The sequence below is a fragment of the Streptomyces sp. NPDC001493 genome, from assembly GCF_053597235.1.
Window position 1 is genome coordinate 14,480 of record NZ_JBSFHV010000028.1, and the last position, 14,878, is coordinate 29,357.

At 73.9% G+C, this 14,878-nt stretch carries 14 protein-coding genes; 10 read left to right on the top strand and 4 right to left on the bottom strand.

What is annotated here, in order from left to right:
* The first annotated feature begins 48 nt into the window (after positions 1-48).
* From rimO to ACWCWD_RS30750, 5 genes are all read left to right on the top strand, one after another.
* Positions 49-1,530: a 30S ribosomal protein S12 methylthiotransferase RimO gene (gene rimO, locus ACWCWD_RS30730; RefSeq protein ID WP_450777848.1), complete on the top strand. Its 1,482-nt coding sequence runs from the start codon at positions 49-51 to the stop codon at positions 1,528-1,530.
* A complete protein-coding gene (gene pgsA, locus ACWCWD_RS30735; RefSeq protein ID WP_450777850.1) occupies positions 1,527-2,393 on the top strand; it encodes a CDP-diacylglycerol--glycerol-3-phosphate 3-phosphatidyltransferase in 867 nt (288 codons plus the stop codon). The genes rimO and pgsA overlap by 4 nt, the downstream gene beginning before the upstream one ends.
* A complete protein-coding gene (locus ACWCWD_RS30740) occupies positions 2,390-2,899 on the top strand; it encodes a CinA family protein (RefSeq protein WP_450777852.1) in 510 nt (169 codons plus the stop codon). The genes pgsA and ACWCWD_RS30740 overlap by 4 nt, the downstream gene beginning before the upstream one ends.
* 109 nt (positions 2,900-3,008) lie before the next feature.
* Complete coding sequence (locus ACWCWD_RS30745; protein WP_275491759.1) at positions 3,009-3,392, top strand: helix-turn-helix domain-containing protein; 384 nt, start codon at positions 3,009-3,011, stop codon at positions 3,390-3,392.
* Between the two features lie 360 nt (positions 3,393-3,752).
* Entirely contained in the window at positions 3,753-4,223 is a 471-nt protein-coding gene (locus ACWCWD_RS30750) for a Dps family protein (protein ID WP_450777854.1), read from the top strand.
* A 192-nt stretch (positions 4,224-4,415) separates the two neighbouring features.
* On the opposite strand, the gene ACWCWD_RS30755 is transcribed toward ACWCWD_RS30750, so the two are convergent.
* Positions 4,416-5,177 carry a GNAT family N-acetyltransferase gene (locus ACWCWD_RS30755; protein ID WP_450777856.1) on the bottom strand — a complete coding sequence of 254 codons (762 nt, stop codon included), beginning with the start codon at positions 5,175-5,177 and terminating at the stop codon, positions 4,416-4,418.
* Positions 5,178-5,425: 248 nt separating this feature from the next.
* Between ACWCWD_RS30755 and ACWCWD_RS30760 the strand changes: the two genes are divergently transcribed.
* Positions 5,426-5,749, top strand: coding sequence for a hypothetical protein (locus ACWCWD_RS30760; protein WP_450777947.1), 324 nt, complete (start codon positions 5,426-5,428; stop codon positions 5,747-5,749).
* 55 nt (positions 5,750-5,804) lie between these two features.
* On the opposite strand, the gene ACWCWD_RS30765 is transcribed toward ACWCWD_RS30760, so the two are convergent.
* Complete coding sequence (locus ACWCWD_RS30765) at positions 5,805-6,608, bottom strand: Fpg/Nei family DNA glycosylase (RefSeq protein WP_450777858.1); 804 nt, start codon at positions 6,606-6,608, stop codon at positions 5,805-5,807.
* 125 nt (positions 6,609-6,733) lie between these two features.
* Positions 6,734-11,455, bottom strand: a complete 4,722-nt coding sequence (locus ACWCWD_RS30770; protein WP_450777860.1) for a DEAD/DEAH box helicase — start codon at positions 11,453-11,455, stop codon at positions 6,734-6,736.
* 68 nt (positions 11,456-11,523) lie between these two features.
* Between ACWCWD_RS30770 and ACWCWD_RS30775 the strand changes: the two genes are divergently transcribed.
* Genes ACWCWD_RS30775 through ACWCWD_RS30785 form a run of 3 tightly spaced genes read left to right on the top strand, consistent with a single transcriptional unit; the run spans position 11,524 to position 13,563 of the window.
* A complete protein-coding gene (locus ACWCWD_RS30775) occupies positions 11,524-12,399 on the top strand; it encodes an AraC family transcriptional regulator (protein ID WP_450777862.1) in 876 nt (291 codons plus the stop codon).
* Between the two features lie 10 nt (positions 12,400-12,409).
* On the top strand, positions 12,410-13,258 hold the full coding sequence (locus ACWCWD_RS30780) for an AzlC family ABC transporter permease (RefSeq protein WP_450777864.1): 849 nt from the start codon (positions 12,410-12,412) through the stop codon (positions 13,256-13,258).
* A complete protein-coding gene (locus ACWCWD_RS30785; protein WP_390958332.1) occupies positions 13,255-13,563 on the top strand; it encodes an AzlD domain-containing protein in 309 nt (102 codons plus the stop codon). The genes ACWCWD_RS30780 and ACWCWD_RS30785 overlap by 4 nt, the downstream gene beginning before the upstream one ends.
* A gap of 15 nt (positions 13,564-13,578) precedes the next feature.
* Here the strand turns inward: ACWCWD_RS30785 and ACWCWD_RS30790 are convergent, their stop codons facing one another.
* Positions 13,579-14,493 (bottom strand): hypothetical protein, encoded by a 915-nt coding sequence (locus ACWCWD_RS30790; protein ID WP_450777866.1) that lies wholly within the window; start codon positions 14,491-14,493, stop codon positions 13,579-13,581.
* Positions 14,494-14,570: 77 nt separating this feature from the next.
* Here ACWCWD_RS30790 and ACWCWD_RS30795 point away from each other — a divergent pair, with 77 nt between their 5' ends.
* On the top strand, positions 14,571-14,765 hold the full coding sequence (locus ACWCWD_RS30795; protein WP_450777868.1) for a DUF3046 domain-containing protein: 195 nt from the start codon (positions 14,571-14,573) through the stop codon (positions 14,763-14,765).
* The last annotated feature ends 113 nt before the right edge of the window (positions 14,766-14,878 follow it).

Sequence of the window (14,878 nt, forward strand, 5' to 3'; positions counted from 1 at the left end):
GAACCCTGCGCGGCGGGAGGCCCGCCGCGACAAAGTAGTCTTGATTCCATGCCCGAACGCCGTACCGTCGCCCTCGTCACTCTTGGCTGCGCCCGTAACGAGGTGGACTCGGAGGAGCTTGCAGGCCGCTTGGCAGCGGACGGCTGGGAGCTCGTCGAGGATGCCTCCGACGCGGATGTCGCCGTCGTCAACACCTGCGGCTTCGTCGAAGCCGCCAAGAAGGACTCCGTCGATGCCCTCCTCGAAGCCAACGATCTGAAGGATCACGGCAGGACCCAGGCCGTCGTCGCGGTCGGCTGCATGGCCGAGCGCTACGGCAAGGACCTCGCCGAGGCCCTGCCGGAAGCGGACGGAGTCCTCGGATTCGACGACTACGCCGACATCTCCGACCGGCTCCAGACCATCCTCAACGGCGGCATCCACGCCTCGCACACCCCGCGCGACCGGCGCAAGCTCCTCCCGATCAGCCCGGCCGAACGGCAGGACGCCGCGGTGGCCCTGCCCGGGCACGCGCAGGAGATCGCCCCGGCCCCCGCCGACCTCCCGGAAGGCGTCGCTCCGGTCTCCGGTCCGCGCGCGCCGCTCCGCCGTCGCCTCGGCACCAGCCCCGTCGCCTCGGTGAAGCTGGCCTCCGGCTGCGACCGCCGCTGCTCCTTCTGCGCCATCCCGTCCTTCCGCGGCTCGTTCATCTCCCGGCGTCCCTCCGACGTGCTGGGCGAGACCCGCTGGCTGGCCGAGCAGGGCGTCAAGGAGGTCATGCTGGTCTCCGAGAACAACACCTCGTACGGCAAGGACCTCGGCGACATCCGCCTGCTGGAGACCCTGCTGCCCGAGCTCGCCGACGTCGACGGCATCGAGCGCATCCGCGTCAGCTACCTCCAGCCCGCCGAGATGCGCCCCGGACTGATCGACGTCCTGACCTCCACGCCGAAGGTCGCCCCGTACTTCGACCTGTCCTTCCAGCACTCCGCTCCCGGCGTGCTGCGCGCCATGCGCCGCTTCGGCGACACGGACCGCTTCCTGGAGCTCCTGGACACCATCCGCTCCAAGGCCCCGCAGGCCGGCGCCCGGTCCAACTTCATCGTCGGCTTCCCCGGCGAGACCGAGGCCGACCTCGCCGAGCTGGAGCGTTTCCTCACCGGCGCCCGGCTCGACGCCATCGGCGTCTTCGGGTACTCCGACGAGGAGGGCACCGAAGCGGTCGGCTACGAGAACAAGCTGGACGCCGACACCATCGCCGAGCGCCTCGCCCACATCTCCCAGCTCGCCGAGGAGCTCACCTCCCAGCGCGCCGAGGAGCGGGTCGGAGAGACGCTGCAGGTGCTCGTCGAATCCGTGGAGTCCGAGGAGGACGGGCCGGTCGCCATCGGCCGCGCCGCCCACCAGGCACCCGAAACGGACGGCCAGGTGGTCTTCACCACACGCGAAGGCCTCGTCCCCGGCCTTATGGTCGAGGCGAAGGCAGTGGGCACCGAGGGAGTCGACCTGGTGGCCGAACCCCTCACAACACTCTCGGAGGCGGCCAGATGACGGGAGCCCCGGCATCCGCGACAGGCGGTTCCGGCGCGACGCCGGTCCGCGGCGGCAAGCTGGGCACCGCGGCCGTGAACCAGGCCAGCCTGTGGAACATCGCCAACATCCTCACCATGATCCGGCTGCTGCTCGTGCCCGGCTTCGTGATGCTGCTGCTGGCCGACGGCGGGTACGACCCCGCCTGGCGGTCCTTCGCGTGGGCGGCCTTCGCCATCGCGATGATCACGGACCTGTTCGACGGGCACCTCGCCCGGACGTACAACCTGGTCACCGACTTCGGGAAGATCGCCGACCCCATCGCCGACAAGGCGATCATGGGGGCCGCGCTGATCTGCCTGTCGTGGCTGGGCGACCTGCCGTGGTGGATCACCGGAGTGATCCTCTTCCGTGAGCTGGGCATCACGCTCATGAGGTTCTGGGTGATCCGGCACGCGGTGATCCCGGCCAGCCGGGGCGGCAAGATGAAGACGCTGGCCCAGGGAACGGCCGTCGGGATGTACGTCCTGGCGCTCACCGGGCCACTGGCCACCTTCCGCTTCTGGGTGATGATGGTCGCCGTCGTGCTGACGGTGGTCACCGGACTCGATTACGTACGCCAGGCGGTCGTGGCGCGCCGCAAGGGGCTCGCCGCCGAGCGGGTCGCGGCGCTGGAGGCGGCCGTTCTGGCGCTGGACCCGGAGCACGCGGAGACCGGCGCGGTCGCTCCGACGGCGGCCCCCACGGCCTCCTCGGCCGCTCCGGCCGCTGCAGCCCCTTCGGTCCCTGCCGCCGGCAGTGCGAGCGTCGACGCGGCCGCGGTGGCCGGCGGCGAGACACTCCCCGGAGCCGCGGTGGGCGACCCCGCCGAGGCCGAGAGGTGACCCTCGCGGCCCGGGTACTGCGGCAGCTCGCGGAGCGGGGGGAGACCCTCGCCGTGGCCGAATCGCTGACCGGTGGCCTGGTCGCGGCCGAACTCACTTCCGTACCGGGCGCCTCCCTCTCCTTCCGCGGCTCCGTGACGGCGTACGCGACACCCCTGAAGCACGAGCTGCTGGGGGTCGACCCGGCGCTCCTCGCGGAGCGCGGGGCGGTGGACGCCGAGGTCGCGCGCGGGATGGCCGCCGGCGTGCGCCGGGCGCTCGGCGCCGACTGGGGAATCTCGACGACCGGGGTCGCCGGCCCCGAACCGCAGGACGGTCAACCCGTGGGTACCGTCTTCGTCGCGGTTGCGGGCCCCGCAGGGCTCGGTAAAGTCTCCGCACTGCGGTTGAACGGCGAGCGGACGGACATCCGTAGAGAGAGCGTGCTCGGCGTCCTTGAGCTGCTCTCCGGCGAACTCGCAGAAAATGCGGGGGCACAGGATACGGAACAGAACGGGGGGAATTGATGTTTGCAGCCCTGAGAGAACACGACATCGCTCCCCGCACGGCCGCAGCGCTAAGCGGTACGGTGGGGCGTGAAGGATGCGGCTACGCGGTCCGAGGAGGGAGCCACCGATGATTCTGCTCCGTCGCCTGCTGGGTGACGTGCTGCGTCGGCAGCGCCAGCGCCAAGGCCGTACTCTGCGCGAAGTCTCCTCGTCCGCCCGGGTCTCGCTCGGCTATCTCTCCGAGGTGGAGCGGGGGCAGAAGGAGGCATCCTCCGAGCTGCTCTCCGCGATTTGCGACGCGCTTGACGTACGGATGTCCGAGCTCATGCGTGAAGTGAGCGATGAGCTGTCACTCGCCGAACTCGCCGAGTCGGCAGCAGCCAGTGATCCGGTCCATGTGCCGGTGCGCCCCATGCTCAACTCCGTCTCCGTGGCATCGGTGGCGGGTGTACCGGCGGGACGGGTGACGATCAAGGCGCCCGCGGAAGCGGTGGATGTCGTCGCCGCCTGACCCGCACGGTCCGGTGTGACAGAACCCCGGTCGGCCCTTCGAGGGCGGGCCGGGGTTCTGCCGTGTGCGGGGGCGGTGTGCGCGTGTACGGGCTGCGCGACGGGTGTACCGGCTGCGGGGCGGGTGCACGGGCTTGTGGGGCGGTGTACCGGCTGCGCGACGGGTGTACGGGCTGTGGGGGTGTGCGCGGCGGTTCGCGGGGCAGACGGAGAGCGAGGCTGCGGATGGTCGCTTTGTCAGCTTCTGTGCCATCGTGGATGGCGTGCTGACCGCGGCTGTCGAACCAGCCGACGAAACCGTCGGCGCGACGGGACAGGGCCTTCGGTGCCCGGTCCACCGCCGACAGAACGGAGAGAGTGCATGTCTGTCGTGAAGAGCCCGCTTTCCGATGCCGACCTGAAGACAGTGGGCGAGGCCCTGCAGGGCGCCCTGGTCGATCTGGTCGACCTCTCGCTGGCCGCGAAGCAGGTCCACTGGAACGTCGTCGGCCCGCGCTTCCGCTCCGTGCACCTTCAGCTCGACGAGGTCGTGGACACCGCGCGCCAGCACTCCGACACGGTGGCCGAGCGCGCCTCCGCCATCGGCGTCAACCCGGACGGACGGTCCGCGACCATCGCCCGGACGACCGCCATCAACGTCGTGCCGGACGGCTGGATCAAGGACGTCGACGCGGTGAAGGTTCTGGTGGACGCGTTGGGGATCGTGATCGGCCGGATGCGGGAGCGCATCGAGGCCACCGCCGACCCGGACCCGGTGAGCCAGGACACGCTGATCGCCGTGGCCGCCGACCTCGAGAAGCACGCGTGGATGTTCCAGGCGGAGAGCGCCTGAGCCGGTCGGGGGCGACCGGGGCCGTCGCGACGGCCCCGACCCACCGAAAAGCAGCCGTCGAGGCCGCAGAGCGAGAACTGCCCCGTCACCGGGTGATCCGGTGACGGGGCAGTTCTGTGTGCGGGGGCGGTGGCCTGCGGCTCGGGTGTGCGCGGCATTCGTCCTCGCCGTCACCCCCGGAGGAATTTGCCGTCACCCCCGCAGGAAGGAGTGGCTGCGGCCGATCCCGGTGAACCCGCGGCGGACGTACCAGCCGCGCGGCCAGTCCGTCTCGTCCGCGACGAGGAAGAGCCGGGGGATACCGGCGGTGGCGGCCAGCGCCAGGCCGGTGGCGAGCAGGGTGTCGCCGTGGCCCCGGCCGCGATGCGGCTCGGCGGTGACCAGATCCTCCAGTTGGGCCAGCCCGCCGGCCCGGTCGAGATAGAGGTCGGCCCAGGCCGAGATCTCCCCCTCCGGTGTCCGGACGGCGAGGAAGAGCACCTCCGGCGCACCGCGCAGCCGGGCGGCGCGGCGGTCGGTGAGCTGCTGGGCGAGTTCCTGGTCCTGGAACCAGAGCAGCTGCTGGCGGAGGACCGCGTCCCGCAGCCCGGCCAGGGCGACCGGGTGCGCGGCGGTGTCGGGCAGCGCGCAGCCGGCCGTATCCCGTGCCAGCACCACATGGGTGTCCCGGTGGTAGCCGGCCGCCGCCAGCGCCGGGGTGACCCGCTCGCCCAGCGCGTCGTCCAGCACGGTGATCCGGTACTGCGCACGCGGCCCGAGGCTCTGCGCGGCCTGCCCTGACAGCGCCACCGGATCGGCGTCGGGCGCGTCGACGATCAGCTGGTTGTGCTCCTGGGAGAGGAAGAACTCCGGGTCGCGGACCGCGAAGGCGCCGGTCAGCTGGACGGTCTCGGCGGCCTGGCGCCGGGCGAAGGCGGTACGGAAGGCGGTCACGCGCTCAAGCTGATGCGGCATCCCGCCATGATCGGTCCGCCCGGGGGCGGTGGGCCAGGGATTTTCGTACCGGCGGCGCCCTCTCCGGGCGGGCCCGCGGGCGCGGACCGGGCCCGGCTCTGGATGCAGCGAGGCCCGTCCCGGGGCAGACTGCCGGACAGAGGCCCGACCGGCGGGCCGGTCCCGGCGTTCGGTTCGTCCCGGCTCATGGCCGGGGTGCCCGGCCGGAGGAGGCCGCAGTGATACGGAGACGGGTGCGGCCGGTCCTGATGTCCGCCGGACTCCTGATATGCGGCGGACTGTGGTGGTGGGCCGCGCTGCGGCTCGTCCTCGTCCCGGGACAGGCCGGAACGCTGGAGGGCACGGTGGTGGCGGGCGGCTGGGGGCTGAGCCTGCTGCCGGTCCACGTGACGGCGGCCGGGACGAGAAGCCGGGCTCCCCGGTACGACGGCTACCGGGCTCCCCGCTACGACGGCTCCATATCCGGCCGGCCGTTCCTCCGCCACGCGCGCCGATGGTTTGGGCGCAGGCGTGGCGTACGGAGAGAGGGACGGCCGGGCATCGGATTCCGCGGGAGGCGGCCGGGCCGGTGAGATCCGGCGGGTGGCATGCGGCCTGCGGGCCAGCGGGCCTTCTGGCGGGAGGCGGTCAGTGCGGGACGGGGCCCGACTGGCAGTGGGGACACCAGTACGTGGGGCGGTCGTCCTGGTCCACCTTGCGGACGGGGGTGCGGCAGCGGAGACAGGGGCGACCCGCGCGCCCGTAGACGTACACCGGTTCGCGGGTGCGGCTGAGGGCCGCGATCCGTCCGGTGGTGGTGCGGGTCGAGCGGTCGCGGTTCGCGTCCAGCAGCCGTGCGGCGGCGCCCACCAGTCGGGGGAGGAGGGGAGCGGGTAGCTCGCCCACCGGGAGCCAGGGGGTGACGCGCGCCAGGAAGCAGAGCTCGCACTTGTAGACGTTGCCGATCCCGGCCAGATTGCGCTGGTCGAGCAGCGCCTCGCCGAGCGGGCGGTCCGGCGCGGAGAGCAGGTTCTCCACGGCCGTGTCCGCGTCCCAGTCGGGCCCCAGCAGGTCCGGGCCCAGATGCCCGACCACCCGGTCCTCGTCGGCGGTGCGCAGGAGCTCCAGTACCGGGAGGCGGTAGCCGACCGCGGTGTGCTCGGTGTTGCCGAGGACGGCCCGGATCTCGTACGCCGGACCGCCGCGCCACCGCTCCCCTGGGGCGAAGATCCGCCAGGCGCCGTCCATCCGCAGATGGCTGTGGAGCGTGAGGCCGCCCTCCAGCCGGGCGAGGAGGTGCTTGCCCCTCGGGGTCACGTCGAGGACGGTGCGGCCGGTCAGGTCGGCGGTGGCGAACCGGGGCACCCGCAGATCGGCGTGGGTGAGGACTCTCCCGGCGAGAGCGGCGTGCAGATGCTTCGCCGCCCGCGCGACCGTGTCTCCTTCGGGCATGCCTCCATCATGCGGCAGTGGCGCCGCCGGGGCGGGGGGCTCGGTGGTGTCCGGCGGATCGGAACCGGACACCACCCGGGCCGCGTACCTGGGGCTGCGCGCCGCCCGCGACCGCCCGTCTCCGGTCAGGCGCGCAGCCGCATCCCCTTGGGGGTGGCCAGGAAGCCGGCCGCCTCCAGCACCCGGCCCACCGGCGAGGTCAGCGAGGACACGCCGTTGGTGCGCTCCACCGTGACCGTGCCCAGGGACCCCGCCTTCGCAGCCGCCGCGAGCGCCTCGGCCGCGGCGCGCAGCGCTGGGTCCTCGGGGTCGGAGGGCCAGGCCAGCAAGGATTTGCCGCCGCGCTCCATGTACAGCGTCAGCTCCCCGTCGACCAGCACCACCAGGGCGCCCGCCTTGCGGCCCGGCTTGTGACCGGCGCCGTCCGGGGACTCGGGCCAGGGCAGCGCCGCGCCGTAGGCGTTGGCCGGGTCGGCCGCCGCCAGCACCACGGCGCGCGGCACGCTCCCCGGGTCCCGGCGGTCCCGGGCGGTCGACGCCGCCCGCAGCCGGTCCACGGCACCGTCCATCGCGAACTGCGCGGCCCCGAGCCCCTCGACGACGTACCCGCGCCTCGCCTGCCCGTTGTCCTCGAAGGCGGCGAGGATGCGGTACGTCGCGGAGAAGCCGCCCTCCACGCCCTCCGCCTGCACCGCGCCCCGGGTGACCACGCCGTGCCGGTCCAGCAGGGTGCGGGCCAGCGCGTGGGCGCGGTGGGTGGGCTCGGGTTCGCTCGCCGGCAGCAGCGCCCACCGGCCCGAAACGGTCGGCGGGCCCGTCCGGGAGGCCGGGCGGGCGGAAGCGGTGAGCGAGCCGTACCGGCCACGCGGCACCGAGCGCCTGGCCCGGTGCGCGGTCGACCCGGCCGTACGCCCCGACCCGAGGAGCGAGCGCAGCGGCGCCAGCGTGTCGTTGGTGAGCCGCCCGGACCACGCGAGGTCCCAGAGCGCGTCCGCCAGCTGCGCGTCCGAGGCGGACGGGTGCGTCGTGGCGCGGACCTGATCGGCGATCTGGCGGAAGAAGAGGCCGTAGCCGCCGCGGAGCGCGGTCAGGACCGACTCGTGCAACGCGGTCAGCTCCAGCGGATGGGGCGGCGGCAGCAGCAGCGGGGCGTTGTCCGCCGGGTAGAGCGCGAGCCAGCCGTCCTTGCCGGGGAGGGCCCCCGCCCCGGCCCAGACGACCTCGCCGGTCGTGGTCAGCTCGTCCAGCAGGGCGGGGGTGTAACCGGTGACCCGGCTCGGCAGGATCAGCCGCTCCAGCGCGGAGGCCGGGACCGGCGCGCCCTGCAACTGTTCGACCGCCCGGGCCAGCCCGTCGATTCCTCGCAGCCCGTGGCCGTCCAGGTGCTGCCACTGCGGCAGGAACGTCGCCAGCGCGGCGGGCGGCACCGGCTCCAGCTCGTGGCGGAGGGCCGCCAGCGAGCGGCGCCGCAGCCGGCGCAGCACGGTGGCGTCGCACCACTCCTGTCCGATGCCCGCCGGATGGAACTCGCCCAGCACGACCCGCCCCGAAGCGGACAGGCGCTGCAGAGCGCCCTCCGTCACCGCCGCGCCGAGCCCGAAGCGCTCCGCCGCCCGCGCCGAGGTGAACGGGCCGTGCGTACGGGCGTACCGGGCGAGGAGATCCCCCAGCGGGTCCTTCACCGGCTCGGTGAACGCCTCGGGCACACCGACCGGGAGGGCGGTGCCGAGCGCGTCGCGCAGCCGGCCGGCGTCCTCGACGGCGGCCCAGTGGTCGGCGCCCGCGATACGGACCCGCAGCGCCCGGCGGGCCGTCTCCAGCTCGGGCGCCCAGGACGGCTCCGCGCCGCGCTCGGCCAGCTCCGCCGGGGTGAGCGGGCCAAGGACCCGCAGCAGGTCGGCGACGCCCTCGACGTCCTTGACCCGGCGCTCCTCGGCCAGCCACTGGAGCTCCCGCTCCAGCTCGGTCAGCACGTCGGCGTCGAGCAGCTCGCGCAGCTCCGCCTGGCCGAGCAGCTCCGCCAGCAGGTGAGAGTCGAGCGAGAGGGCGGCGGCGCGCCGCTCGGCGAGCGGCGAGTCGCCCTCGTACAGGAACTGGGCGACGTAACCGAAGAGGAGGGAGCGGGCGAAGGGGGAGGGCTCGGTGGTGGTCACCTCCACGAGGCGGATGCGGCGGGCTTCGAGGTCGCCCATGAGCTCGGTCAGTCCGGGTACGTCGAACACGTCCTGGAGGCATTCGCGCACCGCTTCGAGGACGATCGGGAACGACCCGAACTCGGAGGCCACCTGGAGCAGCTGGGAGGCGCGCTGGCGCTGCTGCCACAACGGGGTGCGCTTGCCCGGGCTGCGCCGGGGCAGCAGCAGGGCCCGCGCGGCGCACTCCCGGAAACGCGAGGCGAACAGGGCCGACCCGCCCACCTGGTCGGTGACGATCTGCTGGACCTCGCCCTTGTCGAAGACGACGTCGGCGGCGCTCACCGGTGCCTGCCCGCTGTCGTAGGCGGCGTCCGGGAGCATGAGACCCCGGTCGGGGTGCGTACCGTCGCCGGAACCGCCGGAACCGCCGGAACCGCCGGAACCGCCGGAACCGCCGGAACCGCCGGAACCGCCGGGCGCGTCGAAGTCGAGCAGATCGAGGCTCATCAGGTCCGCGTCCGGCAGCCGGAGCACGATGCCGTCGTCGGCATGCATGACCTGGGCGTCCATGCCGTACCGCTCGGCCAGGCGGGCGGAGAGGGCGAGCGCCCACGGGGCGTGCACCTGCGCGCCGAACGGGGAGTGCACCACCACCCGCCAGTCGCCCAGTTCGTCCCGGAAGCGTTCGACGAGGATCGTCCGGTCGTCCGGGACGTGGCCGCAGGCCCGCCGCTGCTCGTCGAGGTAGGAGAGGATGTTGCCGGCCGCCCAGGCGTCCAGACCGGCGGCGAGCAGCCGGAGCCGGGCGTCCTCCTCGGAGAGCCCCCCGACCTCCCGGAGGAACGCGCCCAGCGCGCGGCCCAGCTCCAGCGGACGCCCCAGCTGGTCGCCCTTCCAGAACGGCAGGCGCCCCGGCACCCCCGGTGCGGGGGAGACCAGCACCCGGTCGCGGGTGATGTCCTCGATCCGCCAGGACGTGGTGCCGAGCGTGAAGACGTCCCCGACCCGGGACTCGTACACCATCTCCTCGTCGAGCTCGCCGACCCGGCCGCCGCCCTTCTTGGGGTCCGACCCGGCGAGGAAGACGCCGAACAGCCCCCGGTCCGGGATCGTGCCGCCGGAGGTGACGGCGAGCCGCTGCGCCCCGGGCCGCCCGGTCACCGTGCCCGCGACCCGGTCCCACACCACCCGCGGACGCAGCTCCGCGAAGGCGTCCGAGGGATAGCGGCCCGCCAGCATGTCGAGCACGGCCGTGAACGCCGACTCCGGCAGCGACGCGAACGGCGCGGCGCGGCGGACGAGGGCCAGCAGGTCGTCCGCCTGCCGGGTGTCCAGCGCCACGATCGCCACCAGCTGCTGCGCCAGCACGTCCAGCGGGTTCGACGGGACGCGCAGCGCCTCGATGGCGCCCTCGCGCATCCGCTCGGTGACCACGGCCGCCTGCACGAGGTCGCCCCGGTACTTCGGGAAGACCACGCCCGTCGACACGGCCCCCACCTGGTGGCCCGCCCGGCCCACCCGCTGGAGGCCGGAGGCCACCGAGGGCGGGGACTCGACCTGGATCACGAGGTCCACGGCGCCCATGTCGATGCCGAGCTCCAGGCTGGACGTGGCGACCACGGCCGGCAGCCGGCCCGCCTTGAGGTCCTCCTCCACCTGGGACCGCTGCTCCTTGGAGACCGAGCCATGGTGCGCCCGGGCCAGCAGGGCCGGAGCACCCTTCGCGCCGCCCGACTGCGCCATGAGCTCGGCGGGGGAGTGCGCCTCCGGCATGGCCTCGCCGGTCGCGCGTTCGTACGCGATCTCGTTGAGCCGGTTGCAGAGCCGCTCGGCGAGACGCCGGGAGTTGGCGAAGACGATCGTGGAGCGGTGCGCCTGGACGAGGTCGGCGATCCGCTCCTCGACCTGCGGCCAGATCGACGGCTTGTCGGACTGGTCGGCCCCGCTGTCGGGGGCCGGTGAGCCGCCCAGCTCGCCGAGGTCCTCCACCGGTACGACGACGGAGAGGTCGAACTCCTTGGCCGAAACGGGCTGCACGATCTCCACCCGGCGCTGCGGCGAGAGGAACCGCGCCACCTCGTCGACCGGCCGGACCGTGGCCGACAGCCCGATCCGGCGGGCGGGGCGCGGCAGCAGCTCGTCGAGCCGCTCCAGGCTCAGCGCGAGGTGCGCGCCGCGTTTCGTGCCGGCGACGGCGTGCACCTCGTCCAGGATCACCGTCTCCACCCCGGCGAGGGCGTCCCGCGCCGAGGAGGTCAGCATCAGGAAGAGCGACTCGGGGGTCGTGATCAGGATGTCCGGCGGTTTCGTCACCAGGGTCCGGCGCTCCGCCGGAGGCGTGTCGCCCGAGCGGATGCCCACCCGGACCTCCGGCTCCGGCAGCCCCAGCCGCACCGATTCCTGACGGATGCCGGTCAGCGGCGAGCGGAGGTTGCGCTCCACGTCGACGGCGAGGGCCTTCAGCGGGGAGATGTACAGGACGCGGCAGCGCTTCTTCGCCTCCGCGGGGGGCGGTACGGAGGCCAGCTGGTCGAGGGAGGCGAGGAAGGCCGCCAGGGTCTTGCCCGAGCCGGTCGGCGCCACGACCAGCACGTCCGACCCCTCCGCGATCGCGGACCAGGCGCCCTCCTGCGCGGCCGTGGGCGCGTGGAAGGCACCCGCGAACCAGCTGCGGGTCGCGGGCGAGAACGAGTCCAGGGCAGAGCCGACCATGCCCACCATCGTGCACCCCGCCACTGACATCGGCCGGTGCACACGGGCGGACCTGCGAGAATGCCGGTATGGCGGCAGGTCCGGAGGGAGATCCGGCGACGAGGGAATGGGCGAGGCACTGGCAGTACGCCGCCCTGCCCGGCCTCGACCTGCTCCGGGCCCACTACGTCCGCCACACCTTCCCCCGCCACAGCCACGAGGGGTACGTCGTCGCGGCCGTCACCCGGGGCATAGAGGACGTCGGGCTGCCCGGCGGCACCCTGCACGCGGGCCCCGGCACCGTGGTGATGATCAACCCCGAGGTGCCGCACACCGCCCGCGCCGGAGCCCCGGAGGGCTGGGCGTACGCCACGCTCTACCCGTCCGCCCGCGCCGTGCACGCGGTGGCGGCCGAGGTCACCAGCGTGCGCGGCACGGTCGGCTTCGACACCTCCTGCACCGCGGACCCCGAGGCGGGCCGGCTGATCCACGAGGTGCACCGCGCCGCCGAAGAGGGCAACGCCCTCGCGGCCGACACCCTGTTGCGGGTCGTGCTCGCCCGCCTGCTCGGCCGGCACGGCGGCCCGCTGTCACCCGCCCCCTCCCTCAGCGCCGGTGCCCGTGCGGCGGGCCTCGCCAGGGCCGTACTGGAGGACCGGCTGACCGCGCCGCCCACCCTGGAGGTGCTCGCGGCGGAGGTCGGCGCCACCCCGTTCGCGCTGCTGCGCGCCTTCAAGAAGCGGTACGGAATGCCCCCGCACGCCTGGCTCACCAACGCCCGGGTGCGGCGGGCGCGGGAGCTGCTGGAGGCGGGGATGCCTCCCGCCGCCGCGGCCGCCGCGGTGGGTTTCACCGACCAGCCCCATCTGAACCGGCATTTCACCCGGATCGTGGGCGTGCCACCCGGCGCCTACCAGCGCGAACGCGCAAGAACGTACAAGACCGGGACCGGCCCCCGCCCCTAGGGTCGCGGACGTGGCAGAACAGACGACACCCCTTTCCACACCTCTCCCCGAGCCCCTTCCCACCGTCGGCCCCGGCGGCAGAACCGTTTCCTCAGGCGCATCCGGAGAAGCTGACACATCTGGCATACCCGGCAGTACCGGTGCGACGAAGACCGACGCGGCCGTCGTCCGGGACGCGCTGGGCGTCGGCGTGGCCGTCGGGCTCTCCGGATTCGCCTTCGGCGTCACCTCCGCCGGCGCCGGACTCACGCTGCTCCAGACCTGCGCGCTGAGCCTCCTCGTCTTCACCGGCGCCTCGCAGTTCGCCCTGGTCGGAGCCCTCGCGGCCGGCGGCAACCCGTACACCGCGGCGGCCGGGGCCTTCTTCCTCGGCGTACGCAACGCGTTCTACGGGCTCCGCCTCTCCCAGCTGCTCGCCCTGCCCCGCGCGCTGCGCCCGCTCGCCGCGCACTGGGTGATCGACGAGACCACCGCCGTCACCCTGGCCCAGCCCACCCGCCGGGCAGCCCGCCTCGGGTTCACCGTCACCGGCGCCTCGCTCTACGTGCTCTGGAACCTCACCACGCTCGCGGGGGCGCTCGGCGCCGAGAAGCTCGGCGACACCGACGCCTGGGGGCTGGACGCCGCCGGACCGGCCGTGTTCCTGGCGCTGCTCGCGCCCATGCTCACCAGCACCACGGAACGGATCACGGCGGCGCTCGCCGTCGTCCTCGCCCTCGGACTGCTGCCCGTGCTGCCCGCCGGGGTGCCGGTCCTGCTCGCCGGACTCGCCGCTCCGGCCGTGCTCTTCCTCAAGGGGCGGGCGGGACGCGGCTCCGCCGGCCCGGACACCACCACCACCCCGGGAGTCGGCCGATGACCGTCTGGATCGCCGTCGCGCTCACCGCGGGCGGCTGCTACCTCGCCAAGCTCCTCGGGCTCCTGGTGCCCGCCGGCGTCCTGGAACGGCCGCTGGTCCAGCGGCTGGCCGCGCTGCTCCCGGTGGCGCTGCTCGCCGCCCTCACCGCGCAGCAGACGTTCGGCGACGGCGCCCGTCTCGTCCTCGACGCCCGGGGCGCCGGGCTCGCGGCGGCGGCGCTCGCCCTCGTACTGCGCGCGCCGTTCCTGGTCGTCGTGGCCGTCGCGGTCGCCGTCACCGCCGGGGTGCGGGCTCTCGGGTGGTAGCGGGTGGCGGGCCCGTCACCCCAGGTCGCGGCCGTGCGCCCGCAGGATCTGGAGGGCGCGCAGGGTGACGAGCGGCCGCCCCTCCAGGGCCGTACCGGGGGCCCACCGCCGCCAGGTGAGCGGCCAGCCGCCGTCCTCGCGCTGTTCGGACGCGAGATGGTCGAGGGAGGCGGACAGCTCCTCCTCGGTGAACCATCCGCAGGCCAGCGAGGCGGGCGTACGGGCGTAGTCGTACGGGAAGTGGTACTCGCCCGGCGCGTACCCCGGTGCCAGGGGGTAGTCCTCGCGCCGCCGCGGGTCCAGCACCGCCAGGCGCTGCTGCCGCACCAGCCGGCCCAGCCGCCGGGCCGCCGCCCGGGCCCGCTCCTGGTCCGGAGCGCCGTCCAGGAAGGCGACCGCCGCCTCGATCTCGTACGGATGCGAGACGGTCAGCGACTCCACGGCCGACCAGCAGAAGTCCGTCGCGCGGAAGAGCCACGCGTGCCAGACCTGGTTGCGGTGGAGCAGGCCGACCACCGGTCCGGTGGCCAGCAGTTCGGCGGGCGGATCGTCGACGATCGGGATGAAGGGCGCGGCGGGGTACCCGCGCTGGGTGGGTCTGAGCGCGGGCAGCGCCCCTTCCGTGGTGGAGACCGCTGTCAGATAGCGGCAGATCCGGTCCACCCTGGGCCCGTGACAGCGGCCGACGGAGTCCAGGACGCTCAGCGCGTGCGCGGTGTGCAGGGGCTGGCTGACCGGACCCCGCAGATCGGGTTCGAGGGCGTGGCCGTAACCGCCGTCCTCGTTCAGATAGGCCGCGAGCGCGGTCTCGACCGCGTCCGGGTCTCCGTCGAGAAAGTCGTGGGCGAACCTCCGCTGTTCGAGTACGCGGGCCGTGAGCCAGATGAACTGCTCGGCGCGGGCGAGGGGACGTGCTGCGGTTCCGGGCATGGACCGACCGTAGAGCGGAAAGCACCCCGCGGTGCCTCACGCGTCGGAGCGCACCCCGGGAGCGGGATACTGGGGTCATGCGGTTGACGATTTTCTGGGAGCGGATGGCCGACCACTTCGGCGGCGGGTACGCGGAGTCCTTCGCGCGTGACCACGTCATGGCGGAGCTGGACGGTCTCACCGTCCATCAGGCGCTCGACGCGGGGTGGGAGACGAAGGACGTCTGGCGTGCGGTCTGCACGGCGATGGACATCCCCGCCGAGCGCCGCTGAGCCACCGCGCACCCCGGCGACGCGCCCCCGGTGGACCGCCGGCACGGCGGGTGCCGCAGGCTTTGGGGCCGACGGGCCGGGGGACCGGGGGCTCCGTCCGTAGGCGAGACTTG